This window comes from Synechococcus sp. RedBA-s, from assembly GCF_024345495.1.
Taxonomy (GTDB): Bacteria; Cyanobacteriota; Cyanobacteriia; order PCC-6307; family Cyanobiaceae; genus Regnicoccus_A.
The window spans coordinates 81,055-96,811 of sequence record NZ_JAGQBF010000005.1 but is presented as its reverse complement, the minus strand read 5'-3'; the positions used below and the strand labels follow the sequence as shown (position 1 = coordinate 96,811).

At 65.8% G+C, this 15,757-nt stretch carries 14 protein-coding genes; 7 read left to right on the top strand and 7 right to left on the bottom strand.

Going from position 1 to position 15,757, the window contains the following annotated elements; genetic code table 11:
* From KBY67_RS14735 to KBY67_RS03195, 3 genes are all read right to left on the bottom strand, one after another.
* Entirely contained in the window at window positions 1-714 is a 714-nt protein-coding gene (locus tag KBY67_RS14735; protein WP_315855545.1) for a rubrerythrin family protein, read from the bottom strand.
* A 73-nt stretch (window positions 715-787) separates the two neighbouring features.
* Window positions 788-2,635 carry a diflavin flavoprotein gene (locus tag KBY67_RS03200; protein WP_255108653.1) on the bottom strand — a complete coding sequence of 616 codons (1,848 nt, stop codon included), beginning with the start codon at window positions 2,633-2,635 and terminating at the stop codon, window positions 788-790.
* Window positions 2,635-4,374 (bottom strand): diflavin flavoprotein, encoded by a 1,740-nt coding sequence (locus KBY67_RS03195; RefSeq protein WP_255108651.1) that lies wholly within the window; start codon window positions 4,372-4,374, stop codon window positions 2,635-2,637. Before KBY67_RS03195 ends, KBY67_RS03200 begins: the two co-directional genes overlap by 1 nt.
* A 305-nt stretch (window positions 4,375-4,679) precedes the next feature.
* On the opposite strand from KBY67_RS03195, the gene KBY67_RS03190 reads away from it, so the two are divergent.
* Window positions 4,680-5,678, top strand: coding sequence for a sodium-dependent bicarbonate transport family permease (locus tag KBY67_RS03190; RefSeq protein ID WP_255108649.1), 999 nt, complete (start codon window positions 4,680-4,682; stop codon window positions 5,676-5,678).
* A gap of 52 nt (window positions 5,679-5,730) precedes the next feature.
* On the top strand, window positions 5,731-6,045 hold the full coding sequence (locus tag KBY67_RS03185) for a P-II family nitrogen regulator (RefSeq protein WP_255108647.1): 315 nt from the start codon (window positions 5,731-5,733) through the stop codon (window positions 6,043-6,045).
* A 114-nt stretch (window positions 6,046-6,159) separates the two neighbouring features.
* Here KBY67_RS03185 and KBY67_RS03180 read toward each other — a convergent pair whose 3' ends face one another.
* Window positions 6,160-7,017: a DUF6671 family protein gene (locus KBY67_RS03180; protein ID WP_255108645.1), complete on the bottom strand. Its 858-nt coding sequence runs from the start codon at window positions 7,015-7,017 to the stop codon at window positions 6,160-6,162.
* Window positions 7,018-7,371: 354 nt separating this feature from the next.
* Between KBY67_RS03180 and KBY67_RS03175 the strand changes: the two genes are divergently transcribed.
* The 4 genes from KBY67_RS03175 (at window position 7,372) to KBY67_RS03160 (ending at window position 12,681) form a co-directional block, all read left to right on the top strand.
* Window positions 7,372-8,709: a CmpA/NrtA family ABC transporter substrate-binding protein gene (locus KBY67_RS03175; protein ID WP_255108643.1), complete on the top strand. Its 1,338-nt coding sequence runs from the start codon at window positions 7,372-7,374 to the stop codon at window positions 8,707-8,709.
* A 156-nt stretch (window positions 8,710-8,865) separates the two neighbouring features.
* Complete coding sequence (gene ntrB, locus KBY67_RS03170) at window positions 8,866-9,699, top strand: nitrate ABC transporter permease (protein ID WP_255108641.1); 834 nt, start codon at window positions 8,866-8,868, stop codon at window positions 9,697-9,699.
* 64 nt (window positions 9,700-9,763) lie between these two features.
* A complete protein-coding gene (locus tag KBY67_RS03165) occupies window positions 9,764-11,779 on the top strand; it encodes a nitrate ABC transporter ATP-binding protein (protein WP_255108639.1) in 2,016 nt (671 codons plus the stop codon).
* 62 nt (window positions 11,780-11,841) lie between these two features.
* The gene (locus KBY67_RS03160; protein WP_255108638.1) at window positions 11,842-12,681 is read left to right on the top strand and encodes a nitrate ABC transporter ATP-binding protein; all 840 of its coding nucleotides are present in this window, start codon (window positions 11,842-11,844) and stop codon (window positions 12,679-12,681) included.
* Between the two features lie 84 nt (window positions 12,682-12,765).
* On the opposite strand, the gene KBY67_RS03155 is transcribed toward KBY67_RS03160, so the two are convergent.
* From KBY67_RS03155 to KBY67_RS03145, 3 genes are all read right to left on the bottom strand, one after another.
* Window positions 12,766-13,188: an Hsp20/alpha crystallin family protein gene (locus KBY67_RS03155; RefSeq protein ID WP_255108636.1), complete on the bottom strand. Its 423-nt coding sequence runs from the start codon at window positions 13,186-13,188 to the stop codon at window positions 12,766-12,768.
* 111 nt (window positions 13,189-13,299) lie between these two features.
* Complete coding sequence (locus tag KBY67_RS03150; protein ID WP_255108634.1) at window positions 13,300-13,869, bottom strand: MEKHLA domain-containing protein; 570 nt, start codon at window positions 13,867-13,869, stop codon at window positions 13,300-13,302.
* Complete coding sequence (locus KBY67_RS03145) at window positions 13,856-14,755, bottom strand: SWIM zinc finger family protein (RefSeq protein ID WP_255108632.1); 900 nt, start codon at window positions 14,753-14,755, stop codon at window positions 13,856-13,858. Before KBY67_RS03145 ends, KBY67_RS03150 begins: the two co-directional genes overlap by 14 nt.
* Window positions 14,756-14,836: 81 nt before the next feature.
* Here KBY67_RS03145 and KBY67_RS03140 point away from each other — a divergent pair, with 81 nt between their 5' ends.
* Window positions 14,837-15,739, top strand: a complete 903-nt coding sequence (locus KBY67_RS03140) for an MBL fold metallo-hydrolase (protein WP_255108630.1) — start codon at window positions 14,837-14,839, stop codon at window positions 15,737-15,739.
* The last annotated feature ends 18 nt before the right edge of the window (window positions 15,740-15,757 follow it).

Below are 15,757 nucleotides of genomic sequence, written 5' to 3'. Positions count from 1 at the left end.
TCAGGCCACCAGCAGCTCCGGCTCGCGGTAGGGCTCGAAGCTGGCTTTGCGGACCCCGCAGATCGGGCATTCCCAGTCGTCGGGGATGGCCTCGAAGGGGGTGCCGGCGGCGATGCCGGAGTCGGGGTCGCCGATGGCGGGGTCGTAGATCATCGAGCAGACCTTGCAGATCCAGAGGCCGGGCAGCGGCTCACTGGCCTCACCGGCCGTGCCCTCACCGAAGAGGGCCTTCAGGGCGATGCCGTAGCGGTCGGCATGGTGGTGCTCGATGGGGGTGAGGAAGCCAAAGTTACTGGCGGCCTTGCGGAAGACTCCGGCGTGCTCGGTTGATTCGGCGATCTGCTCGTTGAATTCTGCTTCGGCCGTGGCGTCCCGTTCGGTGCGGGCGGCGGCGGCGAACTCCGGATACATGGTGGTGTACTCGTAGGTTTCGCCTTCGATCGCCAGCTCCAGGCAACGGGCGAGCACCGCCTGCTTCTGCTCGTCGCTGAGGGAGGCGGGATCCGCCACCACCAGCTCGGGATGGAGCAGGCGGAAATGGGCGAAGGCGTGCTCGGTTTCCTGGGCGGCGGTGTCGCGGAAGAGGCGGGCCAGCTCGCCATGGCCGAGCTTCTTGGCCACATCGGCGAAGAACAGGTATTTGCGGTTGGCCATGCTCTCGCCGCCGAAGGCGGCTTCGAGATTGGCGCTGGTGACGGGGTTGGAGAGATCCATGGACACAGGGGAGCGGGTTGGCCGGTCTCCCCATACCGTAACACTAAGTCGGAGTGACTATGAGTTAGCTGGATCAGTAGTTGGCCCCGCTGCGCCGCTTGTGCACTGCCGTCGTGCCCGTGGGATCCAGCACGGCGCCTTGGCTCACGACGGCGTAGATCAGCCAGTGGTCCCCGCACTCCATCCGCTGGCTCACCTGGGCCTCCAGCCAGGCCAGGGCCTCCGGCAGCACCGGCTGGCCTCCCGGACTGCTCTCCAGCTCCAGCCCCGCGAAACGGTCGGCACCGGGGGGAAAGGGTTGCAGGAACTGCTTCATCGGCCCGCTTTCCCGCCCGGCGGCCAGCACGTTGAGGGTGAACGCATCGCCCACGTGCAGCAGCGCTTCGACGGCGCGGTCCCTGGCCACCGCCACCGTGACGCCCGGCGGGCTGAAGCTGGCCTGGCTGACCCAGCTGGCCACCATCGCCCCCGCCAGGGCGTTCTCCCCCTCCCCCTTGCGGGTGGTGAGGACACAGAGGGAGCCCACCACGCGCCCGAGCGCCAGCACCGCCGGGTTGCTGCGGCTTTCGCTCAGGCCACCGCCGGCCACCCGCTTCTGGCGCTTCTGGCGCTGCTGCAGGTCCCGCCCCAGGGCCGTGCCGGTTTCCTCCAGCCGCTTGAGGGTGGCCGCATCGGGGCTGAACTTCACCCGAATCGGCTCGAAGGCGAAGCGGAAGCCGCCGTCGCGCAGCTTGCTCTCGAGCAAATCGATGGCCTCGCCACTCCAGCCGAAGCTGCCGAACACGCCCACCGGCTTCTCGCGGTCGCCCTCCGCCAGCAGGGTGCCCAGGGCCGAAACGATCGGCGTGGGGGCATGGCCCCCGAGGGTGGGGGAGCCGATCATCAGCGCGTCGCAGCCGCGGATGGTCTGCAGGAGCTGCTCGGGGGGCGCGAATTCACAGTTCAGGCTCTCGACCCGGACCCCTGTGCGCGCCACCCCCTGGGCCAGGGCGTCAGCGATGGCGGCGGTGTTGCCATAGGCGCTGGCATAGAGCAGGGCCACCGAGAGCTGGGCCTTCTCCTGGCTTTCACCCCAGCGGCGGTAGTCGGCCAGCAGACTGCGCCAGCTTTCGCTGATCGCCGGGCCATGCCCCGGGGCGATCGTTCGGATCGCCAGCTCATCGAGGCGGTCGACCACCGTTTCCACCTGGCGCGCCATCGGCGCCATCAGGCAGTCGTAGAAGTAGCGGCGATCCTCCTCGGTGCTGTCGCGGTTGGCCTCGGCCCAGCCCTCGCTGCAGCGGTGGGCGGCGAAGAACTTGCCGCTCATCAGCAGGCCGGTGCGCTCCTCGAAGGCCACAAGGGCACTGGGCCAGCGGGGTGTGGGGGTGGGAATCAGGGTGAGCCGGAACCCGTTCGCCAGCTCCCGGTTCACTTCCTGCTTGATCACATCGATCGGAGGCAGGGGCGGAAGCGGGGGCTCGGGCTCCGCCCCTGCGGCGGTGGGCCGGCGCTGGCTCCAGAGTTCCTCCAGAAGCCGGGCACCGGCGTTGGAGGCCACCAGCATCAGGGCCGGCCAGCGCAACGCCAGCTGGTGCAGCAGCGCCACCCGGTTGGGGTTGAGGTGGCCCACCACCAGCTTCAGGGCCGCGTCGGCCGGCACCAGGTCCGCGAGCTGATCCAGGAAGGGCTGCGCGAAAGAGGCCCCAGGTGGATGGATCAGCACCGGTGGCACCGGCTGGCCGGCGCTGGTGACGCCGGCGGTGAACAGAAAGGCGTTGGCGGTGGTGCCCCGCTCGAGGCCGTACTCCACCTCGAAGCGCAGGCGCTGGGGGCTGAGGCCCCTCAGGCAGAGCAGGCCGGTGTCGATAGGCAGCACGATCACACGCCGGTCGGTGCCCGCGGCAGCGGCGGTGGGTGCGGCGGCAGAGGAGGAGCCCATCAGTAGTGATTGCCCACCTTGCGATGGTGCACAGCGGTGGTGGCCTCACTGTCGGCCACGGTGCCCTCCTCCACCTCGGCGTAGATGATCCAGTGGTCGGGGCCCTCCATGCGCTGGGCCACCCGGCAGCCCAGGTAGGCCAGGGCATCTCCCAGCACCGGACCGCCCGCGGACACCCCATCGAGGGTGGAGACGCCGGAGAAGCGATCGGCTCCAGGCGGGAAGCGCTTGAGGAAGTGGCGCAGCAGCTCTTGATGGTTGTCGTCCCGCAGGACGTTGAGCACGAAGCGGTCGCCCACCTGCATCAGGGCCTCGATGGCCCGGTCCTTGGCCACGGCGATCGAGAGGCCCGGCGGATCGAAGCTGGCCTGGCTCACCCAGCTGGCCACCATGGCGCTGCTGCGCTCCCCCTGGCGGGCGGTGACGATATAAAGCCCGCCGCTGAGGCGGCCGAGGGCCTTGTCGAGGTCGCCATCGAGCGACTTCATCGCTGCGATCGTGCGGGCACGGGTGAGTAACTGGCCCAGGTCAGTGCCGGCCTCTTCGCAGCGCTGGTAGTCGTTGCCGTCGGGCACCTGGCGAATGCGCAGCGGCTCGAACGCCTCCTTCTGCCCCACGCTGCGCAGCTGGGCTGCGACGCTGTCGATCGGCTGGTCGTTGCCGCCGTAGGCGTCGTAGGCCGCCACCCATTGCTTGGGTTTGAGGGCGGCCAGCAGGGTGCCGATCGACTGCTGCAGCTCGGGATCTGGCTTTGACGGCCAGGTGGGCACCACCACGGCGCTGGCCTCCCCCACCAGGGCCGCCAGTTCCTGCGCATCGGTGGCGCGCAGATCCACCAACTGGACCTGGGCCTCTGCTTTGCCGATGCCACGGGCGATCGCCTGGCTGAGCCGGTCACAGAAGCCGTACTGGCTCAAGTAACAGACGGCGGCATAGGTTTCGCCGGCGCTGCGCTGGCTGCTCCAGTCGCGGTAGTCGCCGGTCCAGAGACCGAGGTGGTCGCGCAGCAGCGGGCCATGGCCGGTGGCGATCATCCGGATCGGCGGCAGGGTATCCATGCGCTTGAGGGCCTGCAGCACGCTGCGGGCGTTGGGCCCCATCAGGCAGTCGTAATAGAAGCGGAAGTCGGGGGCGATGGCGCCGGGATCGACATCGAAGATGTCGTCGCCGCAGTAGTGCAGACCGAAGGCATCGCAGGTGTAGAGGATGCCCGTGCCGTGATCGAAGGAGAAGATCGTGTCGGGCCAGTGCAGGTTGGGGGCGCTCAGGAACTCGAAGCGGTGCTGCACTCCGCTGCTGGGATTGACGCCCAGATCGAGTTCCTCACCGCTCTTCACCGCACGGCTGCGGAAGGGCCTGTGAACCTGATCGGCGAGAAATTGGATCGCCACCTTTGAGGCCACGATCTCGATCTCGGGATTGCGCTCCAGCAGGTGGCCGATCAGGCCGGAGTGGTCGGGCTCGGTGTGGGACACGATCAGGTGATGGATGGCCAGCGGATCGATCTGCTCCTCCAGCAGGGGCAGCCAGGTGTCGGCGAACTTGAGGTGGCTGGTGTCGATCAGGGCGGTGCGCTCACCCCGCACCAGGAAGGCGTTGTAGGTGGTGCCGTTGCGTAGGCCGAACTCGATGTCGAAGCGGCTGCGGTCCCAGTCGAGGGAACGGATGGTGGTGGTGTCGGGCCCGATCGCCTCACACTGCAGCGAGAGGCGCGGTGGCGCAGCGGTGGCGACAGTCATCGACGGCGTCTGCAGGGAAATTGACTCTAGAAACGCCGTTGGGATTTCCTTGGCTCCAGTGGGGCCGAAGGAGAGTTCCGACGATTCGAGAATCTGATGACAGCCATAGGCGCGGCTGTCTTGGCCACAAGGCTCCATGCCCAGCGCTGGAGGCCGGGCTGGGCAATGACAGCCGCTTCACCCCCCAGTGCGTGGGCCTACGAGTGAAGAACCACATCGGCTGGGCCTAGGTCTGCCCAAAACCTCGATCACCGAAATCTAAACTCTCCGCGACCTGGTGTACCAACACAACAAGAGGATTTGATTTGTCCGATTTCTTAAAGCTTTTCTTGGAGCAGCTTCAGTCTCCAACCCTTGGCTTCCTGATCGGTGGCATTGTCGTCGCCGCGCTTGGCAGCCAGCTGGCCATTCCAGACTCGATCTACAAGTTCATCAGCTTCTTCCTGTTGATGAAGATCGGCTTGACTGGCGGGATAGCGATTCGCAATTCCAACCCCACCGAGATCTTTCTCCCGGCGCTCGCGGCTGTGGGGCTTGGCATTGTGATCGTATTCATCGCTCGTTACACCATTGGGAAACTGCCAGGCATCACCGTGCCTGACGCCGTGGCCACCGGCGGTCTGTTCGGCGCGGTGAGTGGCTCCACGCTGGCGGCGGTCCTGCCGCAGCTGGATTCCGCCAAAATTCCCTATGAGGCCTGGACGGCGGCCCTCTATCCCTTCATGGACATCCCGGCGCTGGTGACGGCCATCGTGGTGGCCAGCGTTTATCTCAGCAAGAAGACCGGCAACACTTCCGAGAAAGTCGAGATCTGGCCGATCATCAAGGAAAGCGTGCAGAGTTCGGCCGTCACGTCGCTGCTTCTGGGCGTGGCCCTTGGCATTCTCACCAAGCCCGAGCCTGTCTATGAGAGCTTCTTCAACCCCCTCTTCCGCGGCTTCCTGGCGATTCTGATGATCATCATGGGGATGGAGGCCGCCCAGCGCATGAATGAGCTGCGCAAGGTTGCCCAGTGGTTTGCCATCTATGCATTCATTGCGCCCATCTTGCATGGTTTTCTCGCTTTCGGTGTCGGCCTCATCATTCACAAACTTACCGGCTTCAGCATCGGTGGCGCGGTGGTGCTGGCGGTGATCGCCGCGTCGAGCTCGGATATCTCCGGCCCGCCCACGCTTCGTGCCGGCATCCCTTCTGCGAATCCCTCGGCCTACATTGGTGCGTCCACAGCCATCGGCACGCCAGTGGCGATCGCTATCTGCATTCCACTATTCATCGGGATTGCAGAGGTGCTCCTCGGCAGATAACTTCGCAACCCACATATCAATTTCCTGAATACCACCATTTGAGGCCAAGTCCATGAGTCAACAGGTCTGGAAGCTGGTGATCGTTGGGGAGGAAATCCTCTCCAAGAAACTCATCAAGCTCATCAAGGCGGCAGGTGCCACCGGGTACACCGTGAATGCCGCTGGAGGGGAAGGCAGCCGCAATGTGCGCTCCACGGGAGAGCCCAGCGTGTCGCACACCCTTTCCAATGTGAAAATCGAGGTTCTCACCGGCACCCGCGAGCTGGCCGACAAGATCACCAACGATATCGCAGCCAAGTTTTACGCGGACTACTCGATCATCACTTATATCTACCAGGTGGAAGCCCTGCGCGATCATAAGTTCTGATGTGATCTGAGCTGATCTGTATCTCGGCTGTGTGCCTGCACATGGCCGGGATTTCTGCGTTTCTGGTCGTCTTGACGGCGGTGCGGTCGGGCTCCGCGCACACGGAGGTGACACTCAGGGATTACACAGCGGGCAGTGCTGCGGATCGGCCTCAGCCAGTCCATCCGGGCGGGGGTGCTCTTCAGTGTGGGAGCAGCTGACGCAGCCGAACCGCTCGCGGAGTGTCAGGGGCGTGGGCATGCCGCACCAGCCGCAGGGCAGACCCGGTACCACGTCCAGTCGCCCCCAGCCCGGGGCCGTGCAGGCGGGGCAGGCCGTGGCGATACGGCGTGCCAGCTTTGTGGCCAGGGCGCGCAGGGAGGCCATGCGGGTGGGGTTGCGGTGGGCGCGCATGTCGGTTTCCACCTGGGCCCGGCCGTTGTTGGAGGAGGAGGAGGCGGCGGCGATTGCTCCGGCCAGGCGCGGGTGATCGGGCAGGTCTTTGAACAAAAGCGTTTCGGCGCCACTGCAGGCGTGCTCCGGGCGCACGATCAGGCCATGGGCGGGGAAGCCCACCTGTGCGAGCCAGCCCTCCAGCTCCGCCAGCTTTGCGGCGCATCGGTGATCGAAGTTGGTGCGCCGGGCGATCAGCCGCTCCCAGATTTCCAGGCCGCGCTCCCGATCCAGGAACACCATCACTTCCACCCCGGCGGCCAGGATGGGTAGCCCGGGGTGGGGGCCGAAGCTGCCCTCACTGGCCAGGCCGAGTGGCAGGCCGAGGGCGGCCATGCCCAGCTGGGCCTTGCGGCGGCAGGCCTGCTCGGGCCCGCCTTCCCGTGTCACCCGGCCGTCGAAGCTGCCGAGCTCGTCGGTATCGAGCCCCTCGGGGAGCTCCAGCTCCAGGCCAAGCAGGGCGCGGTAGGGGCGGGCAATCGCCCTTTCCTTGCCATGCATGGTGGCCAGGGCGACCTTGCCGTTGAGGTAACGCTCCATGAATGGTGCGCGATTCCAGGAGCAACCTATGAGATAGCGCTGCACGAATCAAAGAACAAGCAGGCCAATCCAGATCTGGCTCTGGAGGTTGAACGCGAAGGATTGCCTGGATTGATTGCCTAGGCTTATCACAGGCATACGAAATTCTTCCGAACGCGAATACCCAGGCGTTAGGACAGGCCATTAAGGTCTTTTGACCGCCGCAACGGTGACCCCATGCTCCATCCCTGAGGCACCGCTCCGGCCTTTGGTGACCTCACCATATGAGCCGTTTCCCCTAGGTATTACGCATAGTTCAGTTTTCTTTTTTGTCGACAGGATGTCGACATGTCGTTTTCCTTTGCCATTCATTCCATGTCGAAGCGTCGTCAATTTCTGGCTCTGATGAGCGCAACCCTCGTCGGAAGCGTGATGCTCGGGGGTTGTCTCGGAAACCCGCCTGAGCCGGGCGGCGGAGGGGGTGACGCCTCCACACCGGTGGCTACCGCCGACAAGGGCCTTGAGACCAAGACGATCAGCCTCGGTTTCATTCCCATCCTTGAGGCCGCCCCCTTGGTGGTAGCCGTCGAGAAAGGGTATTTCGCCAAGCATGGCCTTGAGGTGAACCTCACCAAGCAGGCCAGTTGGCCTTCCGCCCGCGACAACGTGGTGCTCGGTTCCGCCGGCGGCGGCATCGACGGCGGCCAGTGGCAGATGCCCATGCCCCAGATGATCAGCGAAGGCGCGATCACCGATGGCAAGAAGGTGCCGATGTACGTGCTGGCGATGCTGATGAGCCAGGGCAACGGCATCGCTGCCTCCAATGCCGTCAAGGACGGCAACCTCAGCGTTGACCTCAAGACCAGCTCGCCGGGCTTCTTCGACGCCTTCGCCAAGAAGAACGGCAGTAAGTTCAGGGCCTCCTACACCTTCCCGAAAGCGAACCAGGAGATCTGGATCCGCTACTGGCTCGCCGCTGGCGGCGTGGACCCCGACAAGGACGTGGAGCTGCTGACGGTACCGGCCACGGAAACCCTCCAGGGGATGAAGAACGGCACGATGCAGGCCTTCTCCACCGGCGACCCCTGGCCGTCACGGATCGTCAAGGACGGGGTGGGCTACCTGCCGGCGATCACCGCCCAGATCTGGAAGTCTCACCCCGAGGAGTATCTGGCTGTGCGGGCCGACTGGGTGGACAAGCATCCCAAGGCCACGGTGGCCTTGATCAAGGGGCTGATCGAGGCCCAGATGTGGATGGACAAGGCAGAGAACCGTGCCGAGGTGGCCAAGATCCTCAGCTCCCGCAAGTGGTACAACATCCCAGTGCCGGTGTTGGAGGAGGCGCTCAAGGGCCAGTACAAGCTGGGCGCCGACATGAAGCCGGAGACCAATCCGGCCATGGGCCCCCTTTATTGGGCCAGTGATCGCGGTGTGATCTCCTATCCCTATAAGAGCCTCACCCTCTGGTTCCTGCTCGAATCGATGCGCTGGAAGTTCTATCCCGGCGTGATCGACTCGGTCGACAAGGCCAAAGCGATCAACGACAAGGTGACGCGCGAAGATCTCTGGCTTGAGGCGGCCAAGGAACTGGGCCTTCCCGCTGCCGACATTCCCACCGGCTCCAGCCGAGGCAAGGAAACCTTCTTCGATGGCGTGGTCTACGACCCGGAGAATCCTCAGGCCTACCTCGACAGCCTGAAGATCAAGAAGTGATCGTGGAGTGATCCTTCTCCGGGGGCTTCCAACTCCCGGAGTTCTTTTTTGGACGCCTAGCCAGCCAGTTCCTAACCCGTCTAAGGTCATTTGCCCGGTCTCGGCCACTGCGGACCGATCCCTTTCCCATTCAACAATCTACGGAGCATTCCATTCATGGTTCCCACTTCACCGCGCCGCCCGGGGGTTGCCTCCAATCCGCTGGGATGGCTCACCCGGAGCTCCGGCACCTGGCTGCCGCCACTCCTGGGTACCGGCGGGTTCCTGTTGCTCTGGCAGATTCTCTCATCGGCCGGGGTGATCGCCCTGCCCGCTCCCTCCAGCCTATTCACTGAGGAACGCACCCGCACCCTGATCCTCTACCCCTTCTACGATCGCGGCGGCCTCGACAAAGGTCTCTTCTGGCAGACCATGGCCAGCCTGTCGCGGGTGGCCCAGGGCTATACCCTTGCCGCGCTGGTTGGCATCGCCGTGGGCATCACGATCGGCCTCAAGCCCACGATCAACCGCGCCTTCGACCCCCTGTTCCAGTTCCTGCGCATGGTGGCGCCACTGGCCTGGGTGCCGATCGCCCTGGTGCTGTTCCAGAAGAACCAACCGGCGGCCATCTTCGTGATCTTCATCACCGCGATTTGGCCGATCCTGATCAACACTGCCGAAGGCGTGCGTCAGATTCCTCAGGACTACCGCAATGTGGCCCTGGTGCTGCAGATGTCGAGCCGTCGTTTCTTCACCAAGGTGCTGATCCCCTCGGCTCTCCCCTACATCTTCACGGGTCTGCGCATTTCGATCGGTCTGGCCTGGCTGGCGATCATCGCCGCTGAGATCGTGATGCCCGGCACCCTGGGCATCGGCTTCTTCATCTGGGATGCCTACCAGCAGAACTACGTGGGCGAGATCGTGCTCGGCGTGATCTGGATCGGTGCCATCGGCTTGGTGCTCGATCGTCTGATGGCTTGGCTGCAGACCCGCATCTCCCCGGGCCAATGATCGTCATTCCAACTTCCGCTTCGTTCCCACGGCCTGCCCACGTTCTCCTGCAACGGATTCAGCCATGACCACCACCCCAGCGCCTTCCCTGGTGGATGTGCGTGCCATCGACAAAAGCTTCGCCCTCAAGGGCGGCGGCAGCTACCTCGCTCTGCAGGGCATTGATCTGGAGATTCGCAAAGGCGAGTTCATCTCCCTGATCGGTCACTCCGGTTGCGGTAAGAGCACGCTGCTGAACATGATCGCCGGGCTTGATCTACCCACCGAAGGCACGGTGCTGCTGGATGGAGAAGCCATCAAGCGCCCCGGCCCAGACAAGATGGTGGTGTTCCAGAACTACTCGCTGCTGCCCTGGCTCTCGGTGCGGGAGAACATCGCCCTGGCGGTGGATGAGGTGATGGGGAAGATCGGCAGCCGCGAGCGCGATGCCGTCGTTCAGGAGCACATCGATATGGTGGGGCTCGGTCCAGCGGCGGCCAAGCTGCCGCTGCAGCTCTCCGGTGGCATGCGACAGCGGGTGGCCATCGCCCGTGCCCTGGCGATTCGCCCCAAGCTGCTGCTGCTGGATGAACCCTTCGGTGCCCTTGATGCACTCACCCGGGGGAATCTGCAGGAGAAGTTGATGCAGATCTGCAATGAGCATGAGCTCACCGCGGTGATGGTCACCCACGACGTGGACGAGGCGGTGCTGCTCTCGGACCGGATCGTGATGCTCACCAACGGCCCCGGCTCCAAGATCGGCGGCATTCTCGAGGTGGACATCCCCCGGCCCCGGGCCCGGCTGGAGGTGGTGCACCACCCGAGCTATTACAGCTTGCGCTCGGAGATCATCTACTTCCTCAACCGTCAGAAGCGGGTGAAGCAGTGGCGTGCCCGGCCCCATGCCGTGGTGGCACGCCACGGCCTCGAGAAGGTGAACCTGGATCTGGGCTTCCTGCCCCTGGCCGCCAGTGCTCCCCTGGCAGTGGCGGAAGCCCACGGGCTCTTCACCAAGCACGGCCTCGATGAAGTGAGCCTGATCCGCGAAACCAGCTGGCGCGGCATCGTCGACGGGCTGGTGGATGGCACCCTTGACGCCTCGCTGATGCCGGCGGGCATGCCCACCTGGATGACGGCGGGTGGTCACGGCGGCCCGCCGCTGCCGATCGTGACGCCACTCACCTTGAGTCGCAACGGCAATGGCATCACCCTGGGCCGCCGGCTGGCGGAGCAGGGGGTGCGCACGGTGGAGGACTACCGGGCCTACCTCAAGAGCCATGAGCGGGAGCCCCACACGATGGGGATCGTGCACGAGGCCTCGATGCACAACCTGCTGCTGCGCTACTGGCTGGCGGCGAACGGCATCGATCCCGACAAGGATGTGCACCTGCAGGCCCTGCCTCCGGCCCAGATGCTCGCCGACCTCAAGGACGGCAGCATCGACGGCTACTGCGTGGGGGCCCCCTGGCTCGATAGGGCCATTCGCGACGGCCACGGCATCGCTGTGGCGGGCGATCTGGCGATCTGGCCCGGCCATCCCGGCAAGGTGCTGGGGCTGCGCGAAGACTGGGCCATCGCCTATCCCAACACCAACATCGCCCTCACCAAGGCGCTGCTGGAGGCCTGCCGCTACTGCGCCGATCCGGCGCACTGGGCTGAGCTGAGCGAGCTGCTCAGCGACCGCCGCTATCTCGGCATCAAGCCGGAGATGATCCGCTTCAGCGAGGCCAGCGCCGACGTGGATCGGGGGGGACCGGAGAGCGAGGGGGCGGTGCCGCACCACCTGTTCTTTGGGGAGGGGCTGAACCGGCCCAGCCGCACCGAGCACCTCTGGATGATGACCCAGATGGCCCGCTGGGCCGAGATCCCCCTGCCGCGCAACTGGGTGGAGATCCTCGAACGGGTCTGCCAGGTGGGGGTGTTCAGCACGGCCGCCCGTGAGCTCGGCCTCGATGCAATCAGTTATCAGCGGCAGGGCATCGAGCTCTTCGATGGCCTTCCCTTCAATGCCGACGATCCAATTGGTTATCTCAACGCCCAGACGATCAAACGCGATTTCAGCATCGCCGAAATCCCCCTGGCGCCACCTCGGCGTGCCTGATCGGCAGGAGCGCCTCCCACAAGCCTTCGGTCCCGATTCACCGTCCTCCAGCGAGATCCTTCATGTCCACACTGCTTCAGCCCACCCTGGCGGGTTTACCAAGCCCGTCCACTGAGGCCTTCCTGCGCTTCGAGAACGTCAGCAAGGTGTACCCCACCCCCACGGGTCCCTACACGGTGCTCGATGGCATCGACATGGCCGTGAACCAGGGAGAGTTCATGTGCGTGATCGGCCACTCCGGTTGCGGCAAGTCCACCCTGCTCAACATGGTGTCGGGCTTCTCCACCCCCAGCAGCGGCCAGGTGGTGCTCCACGGCAATGCGATCACTAAACCCGGCCCCGACCGAATGGTGGTGTTCCAGGGCTATGCACTGCTGCCCTGGTTCAGCGCCTACGACAACGTGTATCTGGCGATCGATTCGGTCAAGCCTGATCTGCCGGCCGTGGAGAAAAAGGAGATCACCCGCGAGCACCTGGCCATGGTGGGGCTCACCGAGGCGGCGGACAAGAAGATCAACCAGCTCTCGGGGGGCATGAAGCAGCGGGTGGCGATCGCCCGGGCCCTGGCGATTCGGCCGGAGGTGCTGATCCTCGATGAACCCTTCGGTGCCCTCGATGCCATCACCAAGGAGGAATTACAGGAGGAGCTGCTGACGATCTGGAACACTCAGAAGTGCACGGTGCTGATGATCACCCACGACATCGACGAGGCGCTGTTCCTGGCGGATCGTCTGGTGATGATGACCAACGGTCCCGCCGCCAAGATCGGTGAAATCATGGAGATCAACTTCCCGCGGCCACGCAACCGCGAGGAGATCATGGAAGACCCGATCTACTACGACATGCGCAACCAGGCCCTGGATTTCCTCTACAGCCGCTTCGCCCACGACGACACGGAGTGAGCCACCCACAAAAAGGCCCCGGCCCTGGGGCCGGGGCTGGGGACCACGGATCTCAAGGCTTCAGGGCTCTGCCCTGGGCCTGGTTCAACCCTCCACTTTCACCACAACGGTGCTGTGGGTCTGAGCCTTGGGCGCTGTGACGGTGAGCAGGCCATCGCGGTAGCGGGCTTCGATGCCCTCCCGCTGCAGGCCGCCGGCGAAACGGAAGCTGCGGCTCCAGGTTCCGTAGCGGAACTCGCTGTGGATGGGGCCATCAACTCTGGCGTCCCCGTTCTTGGCGTCGCTGGGGGCGCTGCTGGCCAAGGAGCGGCGCTCGGCGCTGATCAGCAGGGAGCGGTCGGTGGCTTTCACTTCAATCGACTCCTTGTCGACGCCGGGGAGTTCCAGCACGACGACATAGGCCTGATCGGTTTCATGCACTTCGGCGGCTGGGACGCGTTCGGCTTGATTGACCTGTTGCTCCAGACGCTCGAGCAGATCGAAGGGGGAATGGCGCAGAGTCAGCATGGTGGTGTCCTTCACTGTTGAGAGATCGGGGTGGTTCGGATCACCCGTGTAGCCAATGTGGCCGATCCCAATGAGAACCAGGAGTGCAGAAACCGTCCCATTCGGTTCGGTCTACCCGCTCCCTGCGGTCTCTACACCAGAGCAGGGGGGGAGAACCGCCAGGGGCTGCCGCGGCAGCCACCACCAGCTGGAGAAGGCGGCGGCCTGACCGCGCTCGTGCCCGTCGCTGTCGCGCAGGGTCCAGAGGCGGGCGCCATGGATCACGAAACGGCGACCGTGGCTGTCGATGCGGATGCCGGTGTAGCCGCTGAGGGCCCCCCGGGCCCGGGCGCTGGTCAGCAGGCGCTCGCGGCCGGAGCGCTCGCTGGGCTCGGCCGTGAGCCGGGAGGGCAGGCCCACCATCTCCGCCCAGGGGCGGCGCCAGAGCGTCAGGGCGGAGCTGTTGGCGTAGATCAGGCGGGGGTCGTGATCAGGCCGGTCCGCGCAGCCGTCGTGGGCGAGCACCACGAGGGCTGCGGCGAAAAGCTCCTGGGCCGCGCTGCCGGCAGCGGCAGCGATCAGGGGCCGGCCGAAGCCCCGCTGGTGGGAGTCCAGCAGCCAGCTGGTCAGCTCGATCGCCGCCGCGCTCAGCCAGGGGGCCTCGGCGGGCAGTGGGCCGGCCTCAGGCTCAGGCCTCGGCATCGCCGCCGCCGCCACCCATGGCCTGGGCCAGGGCCAGTTGGCTCACCCGGCTGGCCTGGGCCTGCAGCAGGCCGAGGAAGTGGCGGTTGGCTTCAGGGAAGAGGGGTTCGGTGGCCAGGGGCAGTTCACCGGCCTCGTCGAGCCCGCTTTCCCCCTCCATCGCCGGCGTGATCACCACCAGATCCGGATCCAGGGCCGAGGCGTACGACCACCAGCGGCTCGGGTCGATCACGGCTGGGTGCACCGGGTGAGGCACATGGACGGCGGCCCGGCGCTTGCCGCCTCCGGCTGCAGCCAGCTGTTTGCGCCGGCGCTTGGCCAGGTCGGAGAGCAACTGGGTCCTGGAGCGGCCGCGCAACTGGAAGAGCACGAAGGGGTCTTCGCTGAAGCGGTCGCCCATCAGGTAGTAGACGGCGCTGACGTGTTTGCAGGGATTGGCCTTGTCGGGGCAGCTGCACTCGCTGCGCACCTCCTGCAGCTTGAAGGGAAACAAGCGGCGGCCGCTGGCGGCGAAGGCGCGCTCGATGTCCTGGGGCATGACGCCGGCCAGCAGCTGGGCCGACCAGCGGGCCTTCTGGCCGAGGGCTTCGAGCACGTAGCCCCAGTCGTCGTCACTGAGCACATCCAGCCAGAGCTTCACCTTGTAGGGCTCCTCTTCGGTGCCCTGGACGCGGGCATGCACGCGGCGCCCCTCGAAGCGGATCGAGAGCACGTTGCCCTCGCGCACGTAGGACCAGGCGCGCTCCAGCCGTTTCTTGTAGCGGTAGGAGTTGATCAGCTCCATCCACTGCTCCACCCACCAGGGCTGCTGTCCCAGGCCCTGCTGGCCCAGCTGGGTGGTGATGGGACTGCCGCCGAAGGCGGTGCCGGTGCCGGAGAGGGTCATGGAGAAAGTATGCCGAGCGGCTGGGGCAGCGGCCGCTGCTGGCCAGTGCTCGCCAGGCTGGAAGGGATCTGAGAGCTGAGCATGGCTCGTGTCGCCGAGCGTCTGACCGCCAATGTGGGTGGCCCCTTCTACGTGGATTCCAGCTGCATCGACTGCGGCACCTGCTGGCAGTTCGATCCGGCCCACTTCGCCCCCACCGGCAGCAGCTCCCATGTGCGCGCCCAGCCCGAGGGTGCAGGCGAGACCCGCTCGGCCCTGCTGGCGCTGCAGGCCTGCCCGGTGGCGGCCATCGGCACCACCCGGGAGCTGCTGGCCCAGACGCCCGCCGATGGCTTCCCGGCCCTGGTGACCAGCGTGCCCCAGGGGCAGGTGCACTACTGCGGCTGGGCGTCGCGCAAGAGCTTCGGGGCCAGCAGCTGGCTGATCACGCGACGGCGAGCCGATGGCAGCCCCGACAACGTGCTGATCGATTCCCCGCGCTGGAGCGCTGCCCTGGCCCGCCGGATCGAGGCGCTCGGCGGGGTGGGCCGGATCCTGCTCAGCCACCGCGACGACGTGGCCGACCACCAGGCCTGGGCCCAGCGGTTCGGCGCCGAGCGCTGGATCCACAGCGCCGATGCGGCGGCCGCCCCTCAGGCGGAGCACCGCTTCGAGGGCACGGAGCGCCAGCAGCTTGATGACGACCTGCTGGTGATTTCGGTGCCGGGACACACAGCCGGCTGCGTGGCGGTGCTGTTCGCCAATCAGGTGCTGTTCAGCGGCGACCACCTCTGGTGGGGGTTGGATCCGCCGGGGGTGGTGGCCTCCCGCAGGGTCTGCTGGTGGAACTGGGACGAGCAGCTTCGATCCGTGGAGAAGTTGCTGGATCTGGACGTGCGCTGGCTGCTCCCCGGCCATGGCCGCTGGCATGCGTTCGCGGCAGGGGACTGGCGCCGGGAGCTGGAGGCCACGCTGGCGCGGGAGGGACAGGGCGGGGAACTCTGAAGGTGGATGTGCGTTGAA

Coding starts and splice junctions, on each gene's coding strand:
- KBY67_RS03140 (WP_255108630.1), top strand. CDS start 14,837: ATGGCTCGTGTCGCCGAGCGTCTGACCGCCAATGTGGGTGGCCCCTTC.
- KBY67_RS03145 (WP_255108632.1), bottom strand. CDS start 14,755: ATGACCCTCTCCGGCACCGGCACCGCCTTCGGCGGCAGTCCCATCACC.
- KBY67_RS14735 (WP_315855545.1), bottom strand. CDS start 714: ATGGATCTCTCCAACCCCGTCACCAGCGCCAATCTCGAAGCCGCCTTC.
- KBY67_RS03160 (WP_255108638.1), top strand. CDS start 11,842: ATGTCCACACTGCTTCAGCCCACCCTGGCGGGTTTACCAAGCCCGTCC.
- KBY67_RS03185 (WP_255108647.1), top strand. CDS start 5,731: ATGAGTCAACAGGTCTGGAAGCTGGTGATCGTTGGGGAGGAAATCCTC.
- KBY67_RS03175 (WP_255108643.1), top strand. CDS start 7,372: ATGTCGAAGCGTCGTCAATTTCTGGCTCTGATGAGCGCAACCCTCGTC.
- ntrB (WP_255108641.1), top strand. CDS start 8,866: ATGGTTCCCACTTCACCGCGCCGCCCGGGGGTTGCCTCCAATCCGCTG.
- KBY67_RS03195 (WP_255108651.1), bottom strand. CDS start 4,374: ATGACTGTCGCCACCGCTGCGCCACCGCGCCTCTCGCTGCAGTGTGAG.
- KBY67_RS03200 (WP_255108653.1), bottom strand. CDS start 2,635: ATGGGCTCCTCCTCTGCCGCCGCACCCACCGCCGCTGCCGCGGGCACC.
- KBY67_RS03165 (WP_255108639.1), top strand. CDS start 9,764: ATGACCACCACCCCAGCGCCTTCCCTGGTGGATGTGCGTGCCATCGAC.
- KBY67_RS03155 (WP_255108636.1), bottom strand. CDS start 13,188: ATGCTGACTCTGCGCCATTCCCCCTTCGATCTGCTCGAGCGTCTGGAG.
- KBY67_RS03180 (WP_255108645.1), bottom strand. CDS start 7,017: ATGGAGCGTTACCTCAACGGCAAGGTCGCCCTGGCCACCATGCATGGC.
- KBY67_RS03150 (WP_255108634.1), bottom strand. CDS start 13,869: ATGCCGAGGCCTGAGCCTGAGGCCGGCCCACTGCCCGCCGAGGCCCCC.